Genomic DNA, 16,758 nt, shown 5'->3' on the forward strand with positions numbered 1-16,758 from the left:
GTGACGGATCAGGGGGATGCACCCGGCGGCGAGAAGTCGACCGCGAAGGCGAGTTTCGACCGGATGACGGGTGCGTTCAGACGCAACCGCGAGACACGTGAGGCCCATCGTCTGGCCCGGCGCCAGGCGCAGGAGGAGGCCGACGCCCGGGAGTCCGCGGAGGTGGCCAAGGAGGCCGCCGCCGAGGCCCGCGAGTCGGCCGAGAACTTCGCGCTGCGCCTCGTCAACCAGTTCGAGCGCCTGCGCGAGGAGCGCCAGGAGCAGCTGGCCGCTCCCGAGCCGGTGACCGCGCCGACCTCCGTCAGCCGGACGAACGTCCCCTACGGGGTCGAGATGGCGGCCCAGTGGGGCTGGCGGTTCCTGGTCATCGTCGCGGCCGGTTACCTGATCGTCCGCGCTCTGGGCTTCCTCAGCATCGTCGTGGTCCCGGTGGTCATCGCCCTGCTGATCGCCGCGCTCGTCTCCCCGGTGGTCAACGGGCTGGCCCGGGTCGGGCTGAAGCGGAGCATCTCCGCGCTGTTCGTGGTGATCGGTGTGCTCGCGGTGGTCATCGCCATGCTGAGCTTCGCCGGCACCCAGGTCGCCAACGGCTTCACCGACCTGGCCGGGCAGACCGTCAAGGCGCTCGACGAGATCCGCGACTGGCTGATCAACGGACCGTTCCATGCGAGCGAGACCCAGATCGACACCTGGCTCAACACGGTCCAGACCACGGTCGAGGACTGGGCGGCGGCCTACGCCTCCAACCCGTTCTCCCGGGTCAGCGAGGTCGGTGGGGTCGCGCTGGACGTCTTCGCCGGCCTGTTCATCGTGCTCTTCTCGACCTACTTCTTCTGCGCCGAGGGCGAGCGGATCTGGAGCTGGCTGGTGCGCCTCGCGCCGCGGGCGGCGCGCAGCCGGATGGACAGCTCGGGCCGGGTCGCCTGGGTCTCCCTGACCCAGTTCACCCGCGCCACGGTCATCGTGGCCGCGGTCGACGCGGTCGGCATCATGATCATCGCCGCGGCCCTGCAGGTGCCGTTCGTCGTGGCGATCGGTGTGCTGGTCTTCCTGAGCTCGTTCGTGCCGCTGATCGGCGCCACGGTCGCCGGTGCGGTCGCCGTGCTCGTCGCGCTCGTGTCCCAGGGGCCGGTCACCGCGCTGCTGATGCTCGGTGGTGTGATCCTCGTCCAGCAGCTCGAGGCCCACGGCCTGCAGCCGTTCCTGCTCGGCCGCTGGGTCCGGGTCCACCCGCTCGGCGTGATCCTCGCGGTCGCCACCGGCATCGTGCTCGGTGGTGTCGCCGGCGCGCTGGTGGCGGTGCCGCTCGTGGCCGCGCTCAACGCGGTGGCCAACCATCTGACCGCGGTCCCGGCCACCGAGTCCGCCGTCGCGCCGACGTCGCCCCCGCCTCCCGTGCCGGCCAACGGGCCGACGTCCCCACCCCCATCGAGCCCTGGTGCAGGCGGTGCCTGAGATGCATGCTCAGCCGACGTACGACGACATCCTCGAGGCCCGCGAGCTGCTGCGCGACCACATCACCGAGACTCCCGTCCAGGGCGCCCGCTGGCTCACCGACATCGTCGGTGACACGGTCGTGCTCAAGTGCGAGAACCTGCAGCGTACGGGCTCCTTCAAGGCCCGCGGGGCCTTCGTACGCATCGCCCGGCTGCCCGAGGAGCAGCGCAAGAACGGGGTGGTGGCCGCGAGCGCGGGCAACCATGCTCAGGGCGTCGCGCTGGCCGCGACCACGCTCGGCATCCCGTCCACCGTGTTCATGCCCGAGGGCGCGCCGATCCCGAAGGAGAAGGCCACCCGCGCCTACGGCGCCGACGTGATCTTCGAGGGCCAGTACGTCGACCAGTGCCTCGATGCCGCGATGGCCTTCGCCGAGCGCACCGGTGCCGTCATGATCCACCCCTTCGACCATCCCGACGTCGTCGCGGGTCAGGGCACGATCGGCCTCGAGATCCTCGAGCAGGTGCCGCACGTGAAGACCGTCGTCATCCCGCTCGGCGGTGGTGGCCTGCTCGCCGGGGCGGCGCTCGCGATCAAGGCGAAGCACCCCGACGTGAAGGTGATCGGCGTGCAGGCCGAGACCGCCGCCGCCTACCCGGTCTCGCTGCGCGAGGGCCGCCCGATCCGGCTCGACAAGATGCCGACGATGGCCGACGGCATCGCGGTCGGGCTGCCGGGGGAGACCAACTTCCCGATGATCCAGTCCTACGTCGACGAGATCCGCACCGTCTCCGAGGAGTCGATCTCGAGCGCGCTGCTGGCGCTCGCCGAGCGGGCCAAGCTGGTCGTCGAGCCCGCCGGTGCCGTCGGCGTGGCCGCCCTGATGGACGCGCCCGAGGCGTTCGAGGGCCCCGTCGTGGTGGTGCTCTCCGGCGGCAACATCGACCCGCTCCTGCTCGGCAAGGTGATCCAGCACGGCATGACGCTGGCCGGGCGCTACCTCCCGGTCGCGGTGACCATCCCCGACCAGCCGGGGGCGCTGGCCACCCTGCTGTCGGTGATCGGCGACACCGGTGCCAACGTGATGGAGGTCGTGCACTCCCGCACCAACCCGGGCCTGAGACTCGCCGAGGTCGGCGTGCAGCTCCAGCTCGAGACCCGCGGCCAGACCCACGCCGAACGCGTCCTCGAACAGCTGCGCAGCAAGGGGTATCCGGCGATCAGCCCGTGACCCGTTCCGGGGAACGGTCCCGGAGACAGATTGCGCACCGTTTCGGTCGCGAACTGTCTTCGGGTGTGGTTGCCTTGTTAAACTGAACGTTCTGACTATCTCCCGCAGAACGTTTCGCTGGGTGAGCTACGCCCGCACAGCAGGGAGAAAAGGCGCCGGTTGATGGGGGTTGACCGGCGCCCCTTACCTATTCACTACCCATCAGGAGTAACTCGCTATGACTCAGTCGACCGAGACCACGGCTGCCACGATCTGGCTCAGCAAGGGTGCATTCGACAAGCTCACCGCGGAGTTGGAATACCTGAAGGGCCCCCGGCGCCAGGAGATCCTCGCCGAGATCAGCTCCGCCCGTGACGAAGGTGACCTCAAGGAGAACGGCGGATACCACGCCGCTCGTGAGGAGCAGGGCAAGCTCGAGGGTCAGATCCAGCAGCTCGAGGCGCTGCTGCGCAAGGCGGACACCACGGTCCCCGAGGACGACGACGTCGTCTCGGTCGGCAAGCTGGTCACGTTCAAGTTCGAGGGCGATGACGACGACGAGGCCGAGACCCGCCTCATCGCCTCCATCGAGATGAAGGAGTACGCCGGCGGCGTCGAGATCTCCTCGGCTGCCTCGCCGATCGGCGCTGCCCTCATCGGCGCGCGCGTCGGTGACACGGTGACCTACGAGGGTCCGCGCGGGCCGCTCAAGGTCGAGATCATGAAGACCGAGGTCTACACCGGGTAGGAATACCCGGTCAACCGGTGATTCCTGCACTTCTCTGGCGTTGCACTGCCCGAGAAGTGCAGGAATCACCTGAGACGTACGGTCACTCGACCGTGCAGTCACCCCACTCGACCCGCAGCGCACGGCGCTCGGTCGGGATGGTGATCGTCTGGCGTCCTTCGCCGGCGGTGAACTCGAGGTGGCCGACCTTCTCCTCCTGGTCGTCCTCGGCCTCGACCGTGCAGACCGGCTTGGCGTCCTTGTCGTGGAGGCGCACGACGAAGGTCACCTCGACCTCGTTCTCGCTGACCGCCTCCCACTTCTCCAGCCCGGAGGAGACCTCGGGGTGTAGCGCCAGCCACAGCGCCCAGACGAACCAGCCGACGATGGCGACCAGGGCGAGGACCAGAGCGATCATGAGGACGCCGGGGCGACGGCGCGGCCCGCGGCCGTAGCGGGTCGCGATGCGGGCTTCTTCGGCTGAGGGCGTGCTCACGGAAACATGGTCCCACCTCGGCGAAGGAGACCGCACATCCGTCCCTGTCGCCTACCACGAAAGTTGTCCGCGGAGTGGGAGCGGGTAACCGAACCGTGAGACGGAGCGTGGTTAGGATTGAACCCATGCCAGAGCAGCTCCAGCAGGCGTTCCGCCTGATGCACGTGCACGCGCACCCCGACGACGAGTCGAGCAAGGGCGCCGGGATCACCGCGAAGTATGTCGCGGAAGGCGTCGACGTCCATGTCGCGACGTGTACGGGTGGCGAGCGCGGCGACATCCTCAACCCGAAGATGGAGCGCCCGGGGATCCTGGAGAACATCCACGAGATCCGCCGCGAGGAGATGCACCGCGCCCGCGACATCCTCGGCATCAAGCAGGACTGGCTCGGCTTCGTCGACTCCGGCTGGGTCGAGGAGTTCATGCTGGTCAAGGAGATGGAGGCCAAGGACTGGTCGCTGCTGCCCGAGGGCTGCTTCGGCCGGACCCCGCTCGAGGTGAGCACGCGCCGGCTCGTCGAGATCATCCGCTCCTTCCGGCCGCATGTCGTCACGACGTACGACGAGAACGGCGGCTACCCGCACCCGGACCACATCATGTGCCACCGGGTCTCGGTGGAGGCGTTCCGGGCGGCGGGCGACCCCGACCTGTTCCCGGACGCGGGTGAGCCGTGGCAGCCGCTGAAGCTCTACTACAGCCACACCTTCAACTACCCGCGCATGGTCGCGCTGCACGAGGCGATGCTGAGCCACGGGCTCAGCTCGCCCTACGAGGAGCGGCTCGAGGACTGGAAGCCGGACCCCGGGTGGGACGAGCGGGTCACCACGAGGGTCGAGTGCGCCGAGTTCTTCGGCGTGCGTGACCAGGCGCTGCTCGCGCACGCCACCCAGATCGACCCCGACGGTCCTTGGTTCGCCGTGCCGCGGGAGATCGAGAAGGAGGCGTGGCCGACCGAGGACTACGAGCTGGTGACCTCCTACGTGCCGGTTCCCGAGGCCGAGAAGCGCGAGGAGACCGACCTGTTCGCCGGTCTCGACGTGGCGACCGCCGACGACGAGGGCAAGGCCGCCGTCGGGCGTGAGATCAGCTTCGGCAAGGTCGTCACCGCCTGACGTGTTCTCAGGCGAAGGTGAGACAATGTCCCCATGTCCGGCCTTCCGATGACGACGCTTGCGACGACGCAGTCGTTCCACACCTCCCAGCCCGCGCCTGAGCCCAACCCGCCCAAGGACGAGGACGTCGTCGCGGGCTGGACCGCCTTCGGCATCTTCATCGCGCTCTGCGTCGCGGTCGCGGTGATCGCGTGGAGCATGCTGCGTCAGTTCAAGAAGGTCGAGAAGGCCAAGGTCGAGGGTGTCTTCGGCGAGGAGGCCAAGGCCGAGGCCATCGCCAAGCAGGCCGCCAAGGACGAGATCAAGAAGCTGAAGCGCTAGTCCCCGCGGAGCGGCGGCGTCGCACGAACCACCAGACGCCGGCTCCGGCCAGCGCGATCACGCTGAGCGTTCCACCCAGCTGGAGCAGGGCGGAAAGGCCGGTCGCCGCGGCCCGCGACTCGTCGAGGGACCAGTCGTGCGCCCGGGTCTCGCCCGCGTACGCCGCCTTCTGGCCGTTCGGCCCCGAAGCCAGGGTCTGGTACGCAGGGTGCAGGTCGGTCAACATGTCGATCTCGACCTTCGTGGCCGCTGCCGGTGATGGACAGTCGAAGGTGACCATGGTGCCGTCGGCGATGAGATCCGCGCCTGCCGACACCGACCCCTCGCAACCCTCGATCCGGATGTGGTCGAGCACGTAGTCGGCGTAGGCCTCCGACCGTGCCAGCGCCTTCTCGTCGCCGGGCTCGTAGAGGACGACTCCGTCCAGCGTCATCCGGTCCGGCGGCAGCGCCCCGACCTGCACGGCCAGGTAGGCGATGTCGTCGGTGGCCCCGAACCGCCAGGTCACCTCGGGAGCGCCGGTGGTCCCCGAGATCGTCGCGGTCTGCGGGGCCCCGAACGGATGGGCCGAGGACGGCGCGGCCGCGGGGGCCGCCAGCACGAGGCCGGCGACCACCGCGAGCGCCCGGGGAAGACGAGCCACTAACGCTGCCTGACCGTCAGCGTGAAGCTCGTCGTGGCCGGCTGGTGCGCCGAGTCGCCCGGGTAGACCACCTGCACCCGGTGACGTCCCGGCGGCGGGAGCACGTCCACGTCGCACTCGGCCGCGCCGCGACGTGCGGGCGCCTCGCACAGCACGTCCTCGCCGATGAGGAACTGCACCGTGCCCGTGGCGCTGCGCGGCGCGATCGACGTCCGCAGCGTCAGGTCCCGTCCGAACCGGACCGTGACGTCCTTCGCGGTGAGCGTGACCGGGGTCAGCTCGGGCGTCTCGACCTCCTCCACGACGACCGCGCGCGAGGCGACGGCCTGGTTGCCGTTGGAGTCGGTGACCGTGTAGGTCAGCGGGTAGGCACCGGCCTGGGTCGTGTCGACGCTCCCGGCGACCTGGATCGCCGAGGTGAGGTCGCCGTCGGTGTTGTCGGTCGCGCTGACGCCCTCGAGCGGGTCGAACACCGCGCCCACCTCGATGGTCGTCGAGGCCGGGACGGTCAGCACCGGCGGTGTGGTGTCGGTGCCGGCCGCGGTGGCCAGGAAGACGCCGCCGAACTGGTCGATCGAGCCGAGCGTCTGGGCGCCGCCGGTGCGAGACGTCGAGGTCCAGGCGTACACCTCGCCCTCGGTCAGCCCGCTCCACTCCACGGTCGCCGGCCAGCCGGACCGCGCGGTGTCCTCGCCGATCACGGCGTCGGTGGGGGTGACCACCGTCAGTGCGTCGGTCGTGAACGACGTACGCCGGGTGGAGAGGTCCACCGGGAGCGTCAGGTTGTCCTCGGCGCCGTTGTAGCGGTGGCGGTCGTCGTACTCCGTCGCCCCGAAGTCGTCCAGGTGCGGGGAGTAGGTGTCGATCGACATCTCCGAGCGCTCGGTGTCGAACTGCAGCAGGCGGAGGTAGGAGGCGCCGAACTGCAGCAGGTCGGTCGACTTGTGGTCCACCGTCCCGTCCTTGTTGAGGTCGATGTTGCCGGAGGCGTCGACGGAGTCGGGGAAGAGCTCCCCGGCGGTCACCTTGTAGAACTGGTAGTCCGCCAGCAACTCCACCACGTCGTGCGACACGGTGGCGCCGATGCCGCGCTTGAGGTTGGTGCCGACCCCGTGCTCGTGGCCGGCGAGGACCAGGAACACGTTGGGGTTGGCCTCGACGACCTGGTCGAAGAGCCGCGACCCGTCGGTGGAGAAGTTGGCACCGCGTCCGTCGGGTGCCGACGACGGCGCCAGGTAGGCGTGGGTGCTCAGGATGCCGTTGCGGTCGGGGAAGCGGGCGAAGACGTCGCTGGCCCAGGCCGCCTCCTCGGGGGTGACGCCGTAGGAGAGGCCGACCGCGACGAAGTCGAGCCCGCCGGCGGAGAAGAGCACGTAGTTGTTCTGGTTGTCGGTGCCCGGCGTGACCACGTTGCCGGAGGCGTCGGTCACCTCGTCCCAGGCGTGGTAGGACGCGCCCTCGGGCCATGCCTGCGACGCCTGGTAGTAGCGCTCCGGGCTGAAGTAGCGGCTGAACCGCGACTGCGCGCCCGTCTCGCGGCCACCCTGGTTGTCGTGGTTGCCCGCGATCACCTGGTTGACGACCCCGGCCTCGTCGAGGATGCCCTGCGCCTCGGAGGTGAACTCGAACTCGCGGGTGACCTGCTCGTCGAGGCCCGGGTAGAGCAGCTTGCCGTCGGCACCGGTGGCCAACGGGTCCTTGGTGTCGTTCTCGGTCACGTCACCGGTGTGCGAGGTGAAGGCGATCTTGCGCAGGTCGGCGTTGTCGCGGATCCACTCGGTCTCGGCGCGGTAGGCGCGCTGCCACACCGCCTGCTCCTCGACCAGCTGCACGTCCGAGGGCTCCTCGATCCCGTTGAAGTTCTCGTACGTCCCGCCGGCCGCACCCTCGGCGATGTACTGGGTGTCGGTGAAGTGGGCGAAGGAGAAGTCGTAGTCCTCGGGATTCTCGAAGTGGTCCTTGTCGGCGGCGGCCGACTCGTCGCGCGGCGAGAGGTCGTCGGCGAACGGGTCGATGCCGGTCACCAGGACGTGCACGGTGCCGTTGTCGACGTGGGCGGCCATCGCCCGGCCCTGCAGCGTGGTGTCGCCGTCGGCGATCCCGCGGGCGGAGGCGAGCTCGTCCCAGCGGTTCTCGATCGTGTTCCACACCCGCAGCGAGACCGAACGGGCCGGGTCGGCCGTGCCCGTCCACACCACGTGGCGTCGAGAGTCGGAGGCGGGGACGGTGACGTCGTAGCGCTGGAACGGGATCAGCCGGCTCGAGGCACTGTCGACCGTCTTCCCGTCGGGAGCCTGCCGTCCGGCGATCGTCTCCGGCGAGGAGTAGTCGAACTCGAGCGCGCTCGGGAGCACCGGGACGACGCCCTGGAACCCGCCGTCGGCCACCGAGGCCGAGGCCGCTTTGAAGGTGGTGGTCACCTCGGAGCCGTCGGGGCTGTTGGCGATCGCGGACAGCGTCACCGTCCCCTTGCCCTGGCCGGTGTCGGTGCCGCCGCCGCTCGGGATGGCGTCGGAGGTGAAGGTCGAGGTGTGCGTGACCGGGCGCCCGAAGACGTCCTTCGCGGTGATCTCGATGGTGTGCTTGCCGGCGGCCAGTCCGGCGCCGATCTCCTGGCCCGGCCGGATCGGCTCGCCGTCGAGCGTGTAGGTCCAGCCCGAGGCGTTGCCCTGGTTGGTGATGTCGACGGCGAACTCGGTCGGCGTGGTGATGTGCGCCCCGGCCGCGGGTGTGGTGCCGTTGACGACCACGCCGGCATCGCGGACGTCACCGAGCGCGGTCACGTTGAGGGCGTACGCCTCGTCGGCGGTGAGCACGTCGGTGAAGATCCGGGCGTTGCGGACCGTGACCGGCGACCAGAACTGGTTGACCGAGTCGGCACCGACGTAGAAGGAGTTGAGGGCGTTGCCGCCGGGACGGGTCAGCGGAGCAGGTGCCGCGATCGAGGCGGCGAGCTTGCCGTCGACGTACAACCGGGCGGTCGAGCCGTCCCAGGTGCCGACGGCGTGGTACCAGCGGCCGGTCTCGATCTGCACCTGCGCGTTGCGGTAGGCGCCACCGGCGTGGACCGCGAAGGTCAGCTTGCCGCTGTAGACGACGATCGAGTAGCCGCCGCCCTCCTTCTCCGAGCAGATCGAGTGCTCGGTGCCGTTCGGGAAGGTGCCGTTGTCCTTGAAGGTGCACTCGATGGAGACCTGCTCGTCGATCAGATCCCACGCCGAGGAGCCCATCGCATAGGCGTACGCGTCGTTGGAGCCGTCGAAGGAGGCGACCTTGGCGTCCAGCGCGGTGTCGTCGGAGATCACCGGCTCGCCGATCGTGGTCACGGCCCGACCGGTGTCGTCTGCCGGGGTGCCGTCGTCGAAGTCGACGTCGAGCACGTCGGCGGCGGGCACCGGGGGAGCGGTGTCGTAGGCGCCCGCCAGGGCGGCGGCCTCGGCGTCGGTCACGGCACGGGCGAAGAGCGCGGCGCCGGCGAAGGACGCGGGCGGAGCAGGCTGGCCGATGCCGTTCGGAGCGGAGTCCGCGCCGACGACGAAGCGGCGCGAGGTGGCCGCCGGGGCCTGCAGCGTGCCGGTGGCAGCGGTCGAGCCGGCCTTCGTGCCGTTGACGTACAGGCTCAGCGTCTGGCCGTCCCAGACGGAGAGCACGTGATACCACCGGTCGGCCGTGATCGGGGTCAGCACCGACTTGTAGCCGCCGCCGATGTGGGCCATCGTGCCCAGGTTGGAGCCGGTCACGTAGACCGAGTAGCCACCCGCCTCCTTGTTGGAGCACAGGTCCTTCTCGTTGCTGGTCGGCAGCGGCGCCTCGACCCGGAAGACGCACTCGATGGTGAAGCCCTGCTGAAGGTCGGCCCAGGGGTCGTGCTCGACCGAGATCGCGTCGTCGGTGCCGTCGACCGTCATGATGCCGGTCGGCGTCTCGGCCAGCGTGTCGTCGGTGCCGTACGTCGGCGCACCCCAGGTCCGCGGCTCGAGGGACCGGGCGCGCTCGTGCGGGGCGCCTCCGGCGAAGTCGATGTCGAGCAGATCGGCCACCGGCGCGTCCACGCTCGCCAGGGCGGCCGGCGGCGGCCCGGTCAGCGGTGTGCCCACCGCGGTGTAGGTGGCGGCGCTGGCGGGGGTGACGGCATCGCCGGGGAGGGCGGTGGCAACGCCTCCGGCGAGGGCCAGACCCGCGACCGCGGCGAGAAGCCGGCGTCTGGGTCTGGCGAAGCTGGCACTCGTTACGGCGAACACGATGCTCCTTCGGGTCACGCGCGTGCTGCGTTTGGCAGGTGGGGTGCGGCATCGCCCGAGGTGCCGAACAGCCGGACACCTGTGCCCGGCCAGTCTGAGAGCATCCTGAGATCGGATGAACGCGGCCGAGTGCCGCTGTCGACGCCCGGCCGTCGACTTGGTAAACGGTTGCCACAGCCGTATCCGCCGACGGATCCCTGTGCCATCGTTTGCACCTGACATGAACGACTTCTTCACGGGCGACTGGCTCGGTGCGGCGGCCCTGGTCGAGCGGGTGCAGGGCTATCTCGACGAGCCCGGCATCGCCGCGGCAGCCTTCGTGCTCGCCTTCGCGGCCGGCGCCGCCCACGCGATCGCGCCCGGGCACGGCAAGACCCTCGCGGCTGCCTACCTGATCGGGGCCGAGGGCAGGGTGCGCGACGCGGCCTGGCTCGGCGGCTCGGTCGCGGTGATGCACACCTTCTCGGTGCTGGTCATCGCGGTGGCCTGGGCGTTCTTCTCGCTCTCCGATCTCGTACGTCTGGAGAACCTCACCGCCGGGCTGCAGATCGTCGCCGGGGTGCTGGTCGTCGGCACCGGGCTCTGGCTGCTGCGTCGGCACTGGCGGGCGGCCCGCTCGGGCACCGGCCACGGGCACTCACACGCGCACTCACACGGGCACTCCCATGGTCACTCCGGCCAGCACGGCCACGGTCACCGAGACGGCGTCCGCCGCCCCGGCATCGTCCTGCTCGGCATCTCCGGTGGCCTGACCCCGTCGCCGGGTGCTTTCCTGGTCCTGGTGACCGGCCTGTTCGCCGGCCGCTCGGCGTTCGCGCTGCTCCTGGTGATGACCTTCGGCATGGGTATGGCGACGATCCTGTTCGGCGTCGGCCTGCTGGCGCTGGCCGGCAACACCCTCGTCATCCGCGTCGCCGAGTCCCAGGCGTACCTGCAGGTCGCGGCGAAGGTCACCCCGATCCTCGCCGCGCTCGGCGTCACGGTCCTCGGTGCCGGCCTCACCGTCGTCGGGGTCGGCTCGCTCGGCTGAACCGGGTCCAGGGTCAGAGCGTCGGGGCGATCGAGGGCAGCAGGTCCTGGAACGTACGCCCGTTGCCGATCTCGCCCAGCGCGGTCATCGTCCAGCCGCCGTCGTAGCGGCTGAGCTTGGCCATGATCTCGGCGGTGTGCGGGCCGGTCTGGCTGACGTCGAACCGGGCGACCTCGGTGTGGGTGTTCTCGTCGACGAGCCGGCAGAAGGCGTTCTGGATCTGGGCGAAGCTCTGCCCGGTGAAGGAGTTGATCGTGAACACGATCTGGGCGACCTCGGGAGGCACCCGGTCGAGGTGGACGATGATCGACTCGTCGTCGCCCTCGCCGGCACCCGTACGGTTGTCGCCGGTGTGGACGACGGCGCCGTTGCGGGACTTCAGCTGCCGGAACCAGGCCTGGTCGACGTGGGAGCCGGTCGCGTCGTAGAGGATCGCGGAGGCGTCCATGTCGACGTCGGCGCCGCGGAACCCGCCGAAGAGGCCCTTCCTGACCGCGTCCCAGCCGAGCGCGATCCGTACGTGCGTCATGCTGCTGCCGTCACCCGTGGTGAGCGAGACCGACTGTCCCCGAGCGAGCGAGACGGACAAACTGATCCTCCGATGGCTGGGCCGACACTGGCCGGAGCGGGCGGGACGAGACCAGCCTAGTCAATCGTGACGGTCACGGGCTGTGTTCCGTTCGCCTCGACCAGGATCCGGTGGTGCTCGGCCTCGCCGACGACCCGGCCGCCTTCGACGGTGATGTCGGCCCCGGAGGGATAGTGGAGCGGGCTGACGAAGATCTCGGTCGGCTCCTCGATGTCGGCGTCCGGCTCATAGGTGTAGCTGAACGCGCCGGTCCCGGGGTCGAAGGAGAGGTCGACCGGGGTGCCGGCCGTGGCCTGCGGGTAGGTGCGGACGAGCGTACGCAGCTTCTCCTGCTTCACCGTCGACAGATCGGCGTCGTCGGCGAACATACCCTGACGCCCGTCGGCGGTGGTCGGGTCGTCCCAGTGCTTGTAGGCCCAGTGCATCCACGAGGTGAAGTGGTCGTCCGCCGAGGCGGTGTCGATGGCCAGCAGCTCGGTGTTGTCGGTCGCGCCGAACTCCGACATCAGGTTGGTCGCGCCCATCGTCTCGGCCTGCTCCAGGGCCTTGGCGTTGTGGGTCTCGTCGTAGTCCTTGCACCCGCTGACGCCGAGGGGGATGCCCTGGGAGTCGAGGTAGCCGAAGGGGCAGTAGCTGTGCCAGGAGTAGCCGACCTGGTCGTCGTTCGCCGGTCCGAAGCCGGAGTTGGGGACCTGGTTGGCGAGCAGCTGCGACTCGTACCAGACGATCCCGTCGGGATCGGACGCCCGGATCGCCGCCGTCGCCCGCTCGTACGCCGGCTGGAACTCGTCGCGGTAGGAGCTCTTGCACCCGGTGATCGGGCAGGTGAGCCACTCCCGGCCCGCCCACGGCTCGTTGATGAGGTCGTAGCCCATCGAGTAGGGCTGGTCGCCCCACCGCTCGGCGACCGCGCCCCACGCCGCGGCCCAGCCGTCCTGGACGCCGTCCTTGTTGGCCCAGAAGTTGTCGTAGACCGTGGCCAGCTCGGGGGTGATGTAGGTCGCCGGGAACGAGAGCTTGATCGGCGGGTGCAGGTGGTAGGGGGCCGGTCGCTTCGCGGCCCAGTCCGGCACCCCCTCGCCGCCGTACGTCTCGTGCCACATGTCCTGGTGGAAGTCGTACTGCATCCAGATGCCCTGGTCGGCCAGCAGGTCGATCACCCGCTGCCAGTCGTCGAGGTAGCCCTCGTCGACCCTCCCGGGAGCGTCGGGGGTCACGCCCGCCCACAGGGTGCCGATCCGGGCGCCGTTGAACCCGTGCTCGGCCAGCCACTCCGCGTCCGCGGCGGTGAAGCCCTCGGGGGAGTCGGGTGGGACGTACGGATCGTGCTTCCAGACCAGGTTCTGTCCGTGCACGAGCACGATCCGACCGTGCTGGTCGACCAGCCAGCGGCCCTCACGGGACAGCCGAGGCGTCTCTTCTGCGGTTTCGGCGGCTGGGTCGGTGGCTGGGTCGGCGGTGGCTGGTCCGGCCGGGCTCAGCAACGAGGTCCCGAACGCGAGTACGGCCGCCGCGGCGGCAACGATTCCGAAGCTTCCGGAGCGACGTGACATGACCGGAACCTAGTGCTTCACACCGTCACCGACAAGAACACGTTCTCATTCTGGACGTCGGGGTGGCCCGGACGAGACCAACGGTGGACATGGAGACCCCCGTGCGGTTGAGTCAGGTGAGGAGCATTGGGGGAGAATGTCACCTGTGAGAGACGAAGCGAGCGGCTGGTCGGGCAACTGGGTGGCCGAACGTCTGGGCGTGCGTCTTCGGACGACCGACGCGCCGAGCGGGATGATGATCACCGATCTGGTCGGCCTGGCGGTGCGACGCAACCCGCGCCGGGCGCAGCTCCTCGTCTCCTCCGTCCTCGGCAAGCACGTGCCGACCGATCCGCGTCTGGTGACCGACGCCGGGCTGCGCCTGGCGGCCAAGGCGCGCGCCGCGGTCACGGGCGACGCGGTGGTGCTCGGCTATGCCGAGACCGCGACCGCGCTCGGCCACCTCGTCGCCGACGGGCTCGGTGCGCCCTACCTGCACTCGACCCGGCGAGTCGTCGAAGGCCTGGAGTCCGTCGCCGACTTCTTCGAGGAGCACTCGCACGCGACCTCCCACCGGCTGCTCCCTGCCGACCCCGCCTTCCTCGCCCGTGCCGAGACGCTGGTCCTGGTCGACGACGAGGTCATCACCGGGAAGACCGTCGTCAGCACGATCCGGGCGCTGCACAAGAAGTTCCCGCACAAGCACTACGTCGTGGCCACGCTCGTCGACCTGCGCTCCGAGGCCGATCGCGGCCGGATGGAGCGCTCGGTCAAGCGGCTGCGTGCCACGTTGGACGTGGTCTCCCTCGCGAGCGGTGAGATCGACCTGCCCGAAGACCTGGCCGACAACGGCAACCGGCTCATCGACACCGTCGAGAGCCTCCGTCAGCTGGCCGGCGTCGAGTCGGTCCAGCGCCCGCGTGGTGAGGTCGTCCAGGTCGTCGCGACCTGGCCGCGGGCGGTCCCAGAAGGAGGCCGCCACGGCTTCACGACCAGCGTCGCCGGCTCCTACGAGTCCGCCGTCACCGTCACCGCCGCCGCGGTCGCCGGCCGGATCCCGGACGGCCCGGTGCACGTCCTGGGCACCGAGGAGCTGATGTACGCACCCCTGCGGATCGCCTCTGCGCTCGCCGACCGGCGCGCCGCCGAGGGCCGGCGTCACGAGATCACCTTCTCGACGACCACACGGTCGCCGGTGCTCGACGTCGACGACCCGGGCTACGCCGTCCGCACCGCGATCACCTTCCCGTCCCACGACGATCCCGCCGACGGTGACGGTCCGCGCTTCGCCTACAACCTGCGTGCCGGAGCGTTCGAGGCGATCGTGCTCGTGGTCGACGAGCCCGCCGACACCCCCGCGCTGCACCAGGAGGGCGGTCTGGTCGACCAGCTCTCCCGGATGGCGCCGCGGGTCGTGGTCGTGACCATCCCGGCGTTCACCCCGGAGCCGCGCCACGACCAGCCGGCCCGGCAGTTGCCGGCGCCGCTCCACGGCCCGGCGTTCGGCTCCTACGAGCGAGACGACGTCTCCTGGCTGCTCACCGACCTCTCCTCGGAGGACGCCGAGACGACCGAGGACAACGACGAGGCGCACCTCGAGCTCTTCGACGAGGCGCTGAGCGCGTCGGCCCAGCGGGTGGCGTACGCCGTCGGCCTGGTCACCGAGCAGGTGCTGGCCCGACGCGGGCAGGACGCGGTGCTGGTCTCGCTGGCGCCCACCGGCACCCCGATCGGGGTGCTGATGCGGCGCTGGGCGCAGCGGGTGCACGGGCTCGACCTGCCCCACTACGCGATCTCGCTGATCCACGGGCGTGGCATCGATCAGACCGCGCTCGCCTATCTGGCGGCTCATCACGACCCCGCCCGGGTGATGTTCGTGGACGGCTGGACCGGCACCGGCGCGGTCACCCGCGAGCTGGCGGCGGCCGTCGAGAAGGCCAACTCCACGCTCGACGCCCATCTCTCCTCGCCGTTCTCCCCGGAGATGGCGGCGCTCGCCGATCCGGGCCGGAGCGTGGCGATCTACGGCACCCGGGAGGACTTCCTGATTCCCTCGGCGTGCCTGGGCCCGACCGCCTCGGGTCTCGTGTCCAGCACGGTCCTCGACGACGACCGGGTCGGACCCAACGACTTCCACGGCGCGGTGTTCCACGCCGGTCTGGCCCCGTCCGACATGTCCAAGAAGTTCATCGACACGGTCGCGGCCCGGTTCCCGATCGTACGCACCAAGGTGATGCTCGACCTCGAGGCTCACCTCGGTGGCGACCACACGCCCACCTGGGCGGGTTGGGACGCGGTCGAGGACGCCGCCGAGAGGTTCGGGGACGGCGACGTCAGCCTCGTCGTCGCCGGCATCGACGAGACCGTACGCCTGCTTCTGCACGGCGAGCCCGCGAAGGTCCTGGTCGACCCGGCGCGCGACGCCGACCTGGGGCAGGTCAAGCGGCTCGCCGAGGCGCGCGAGGTGCCGCTGGAGCGGGTCTCCGGCCTTCCCTACTCCTGCATCGGCCTGCTGCGTTCCTGATGCCGGTGCGCCCGCCCCAGGAGCTGCTCGTCGTCGGGAGCATCAACGTCGACCTGACGGCCGTCGTCGAGCGGTTGCCCGAAGCCGGTGAGACGGTCGGCGGCGGGCAGCTGCGCCGCGACGTCGGCGGCAAGGGTGCCAACCAGGCGGTCGCGGCGAGCAGGCTCGGGGCGCGGGTGCGGATGGTCGGTGCCGTCGGCTCCGACGCGGACGGCACCTGGGCGATCGAGACGATCCGGGCAGCCGGCGTCGACGTCGGGGGCGTACGCACGGTCGACGCGCCGACCGGCACCGCGCTGATCGCGGTCGACGCGGCGGGGGAGAACCAGATCGTGGTGTGCGGCGGTGCCAACGCGCTGGTCGACGCCGGTGGAGTCGCCGTCGGTCCCGACGAAGCCGTGCTGATGCAGCTCGAGCTGTCCCTGGACGTGGTCCGGGCCGTGGCCGCGCGGGCCACCGGGGTCGTCGTGGTCAACGCGGCCCCGGCGCAGCCGCTGCCCGCGGACCTCGTCGAGCGAGTCGACCTGTTCATCGTCAACGAGACCGAGTACGCCGCGATACCCGAGCTGCGGGAGGCCAAACGGGTCGCGGTGACCTACGGAGCCTCGGGCGCGGCCATGTTCGTCGGCGGTGTCGAGGCGACGCGCGTGCCCGCTGCGCCCGTGTCCGAGGTGGTCAGCACCGTCGGTGCCGGCGACGCCTTCTCGGCGGCGCTCACCCTCGCGATCCTCTCGGGTGCGCCAGACGAGCAGGCGCTGCGTACGGCTTGTGCGGTAGGTGCGGCCGCCGTCGCCCACCCCAGTGCGCAGCCGCCGCTCGACCGGCTGGGGGTCTACGCGGCGGCCGGCGGATGTTCACCGAGGTAACTCGGTGCAGGCTCGCCTCCTTCGTGGAAC

At 70.4% G+C, this 16,758-nt stretch carries 13 protein-coding genes; 8 read left to right on the forward strand and 5 right to left on the reverse strand.

The window, feature by feature from the left end:
* The 3 genes from ACFVJS_RS07285 (at position 1) to greA (ending at position 3,395) form a co-directional block, all read left to right on the forward strand.
* Positions 1–1,455, forward strand: a complete 1,455-nt coding sequence (locus ACFVJS_RS07285; protein WP_378878259.1) for an AI-2E family transporter — start codon at positions 1–3, stop codon at positions 1,453–1,455.
* 1 nt (position 1,456) lies between these two features.
* The gene (ilvA, locus tag ACFVJS_RS07290; protein WP_378878271.1) at positions 1,457–2,668 is read left to right on the forward strand and encodes a threonine ammonia-lyase; all 1,212 of its coding nucleotides are present in this window, start codon (positions 1,457–1,459) and stop codon (positions 2,666–2,668) included.
* 217 nt (positions 2,669–2,885) lie between these two features.
* On the forward strand, positions 2,886–3,395 hold the full coding sequence (greA, locus tag ACFVJS_RS07295; RefSeq protein ID WP_378878260.1) for a transcription elongation factor GreA: 510 nt from the start codon (positions 2,886–2,888) through the stop codon (positions 3,393–3,395).
* An 82-nt stretch (positions 3,396–3,477) separates the two neighbouring features.
* Here the strand turns inward: greA and ACFVJS_RS07300 are convergent, their stop codons facing one another.
* On the reverse strand, positions 3,478–3,870 hold the full coding sequence (locus ACFVJS_RS07300; RefSeq protein ID WP_378878261.1) for a DUF4307 domain-containing protein: 393 nt from the start codon (positions 3,868–3,870) through the stop codon (positions 3,478–3,480).
* A gap of 125 nt (positions 3,871–3,995) precedes the next feature.
* On the opposite strand from ACFVJS_RS07300, the gene mca reads away from it, so the two are divergent.
* Together mca and ACFVJS_RS07310 are read left to right on the forward strand one after the other, a co-directional pair.
* Positions 3,996–4,982 (forward strand): mycothiol conjugate amidase Mca, encoded by a 987-nt coding sequence (gene mca, locus ACFVJS_RS07305; RefSeq protein WP_378878262.1) that lies wholly within the window; start codon positions 3,996–3,998, stop codon positions 4,980–4,982.
* A gap of 33 nt (positions 4,983–5,015) precedes the next feature.
* Positions 5,016–5,303, forward strand: coding sequence for a hypothetical protein (locus tag ACFVJS_RS07310; RefSeq protein WP_378878263.1), 288 nt, complete (start codon positions 5,016–5,018; stop codon positions 5,301–5,303).
* On the opposite strand, the gene ACFVJS_RS07315 is transcribed toward ACFVJS_RS07310, so the two are convergent.
* Both ACFVJS_RS07315 and ACFVJS_RS07320 read right to left on the reverse strand, forming a co-directional pair.
* Complete coding sequence (locus tag ACFVJS_RS07315) at positions 5,284–5,946, reverse strand: hypothetical protein (protein ID WP_378878264.1); 663 nt, start codon at positions 5,944–5,946, stop codon at positions 5,284–5,286. The two genes, ACFVJS_RS07310 and ACFVJS_RS07315, sit on opposite strands and share 20 nt — an antisense overlap.
* Entirely contained in the window at positions 5,946–10,187 is a 4,242-nt protein-coding gene (locus tag ACFVJS_RS07320) for a LamG-like jellyroll fold domain-containing protein (protein WP_378878265.1), read from the reverse strand. Before ACFVJS_RS07320 ends, ACFVJS_RS07315 begins: the two co-directional genes overlap by 1 nt.
* A 220-nt stretch (positions 10,188–10,407) precedes the next feature.
* On the opposite strand from ACFVJS_RS07320, the gene ACFVJS_RS07325 reads away from it, so the two are divergent.
* Positions 10,408–11,217 carry a cobalt transporter gene (locus ACFVJS_RS07325; protein WP_378878266.1) on the forward strand — a complete coding sequence of 270 codons (810 nt, stop codon included), beginning with the start codon at positions 10,408–10,410 and terminating at the stop codon, positions 11,215–11,217.
* Positions 11,218–11,230: 13 nt separating this feature from the next.
* Here ACFVJS_RS07325 and ACFVJS_RS07330 read toward each other — a convergent pair whose 3' ends face one another.
* The gene (locus tag ACFVJS_RS07330) at positions 11,231–11,806 is read right to left on the reverse strand and encodes a TerD family protein (RefSeq protein WP_378878267.1); all 576 of its coding nucleotides are present in this window, start codon (positions 11,804–11,806) and stop codon (positions 11,231–11,233) included.
* A 56-nt stretch (positions 11,807–11,862) separates the two neighbouring features.
* Positions 11,863–13,359: a cellulase family glycosylhydrolase gene (locus ACFVJS_RS07335; protein ID WP_378878268.1), complete on the reverse strand. Its 1,497-nt coding sequence runs from the start codon at positions 13,357–13,359 to the stop codon at positions 11,863–11,865.
* 145 nt (positions 13,360–13,504) lie between these two features.
* Between ACFVJS_RS07335 and ACFVJS_RS07340 the strand changes: the two genes are divergently transcribed.
* Together ACFVJS_RS07340 and ACFVJS_RS07345 are read left to right on the forward strand one after the other, a co-directional pair.
* Complete coding sequence (locus ACFVJS_RS07340; protein WP_378878269.1) at positions 13,505–15,862, forward strand: phosphoribosyltransferase domain-containing protein; 2,358 nt, start codon at positions 13,505–13,507, stop codon at positions 15,860–15,862.
* Positions 15,862–16,728, forward strand: coding sequence for a ribokinase (locus ACFVJS_RS07345; protein ID WP_378878270.1), 867 nt, complete (start codon positions 15,862–15,864; stop codon positions 16,726–16,728). The genes ACFVJS_RS07340 and ACFVJS_RS07345 overlap by 1 nt, the downstream gene beginning before the upstream one ends.
* Positions 16,729–16,758: the final 30 nt, after the last annotated feature.

Origin of the sequence: Nocardioides sp. NPDC057772 (assembly GCF_042798075.1) — a bacterium.
In the GTDB taxonomy this organism is placed as follows: domain Bacteria; phylum Actinomycetota; class Actinomycetes; order Propionibacteriales; family Nocardioidaceae; genus Nocardioides.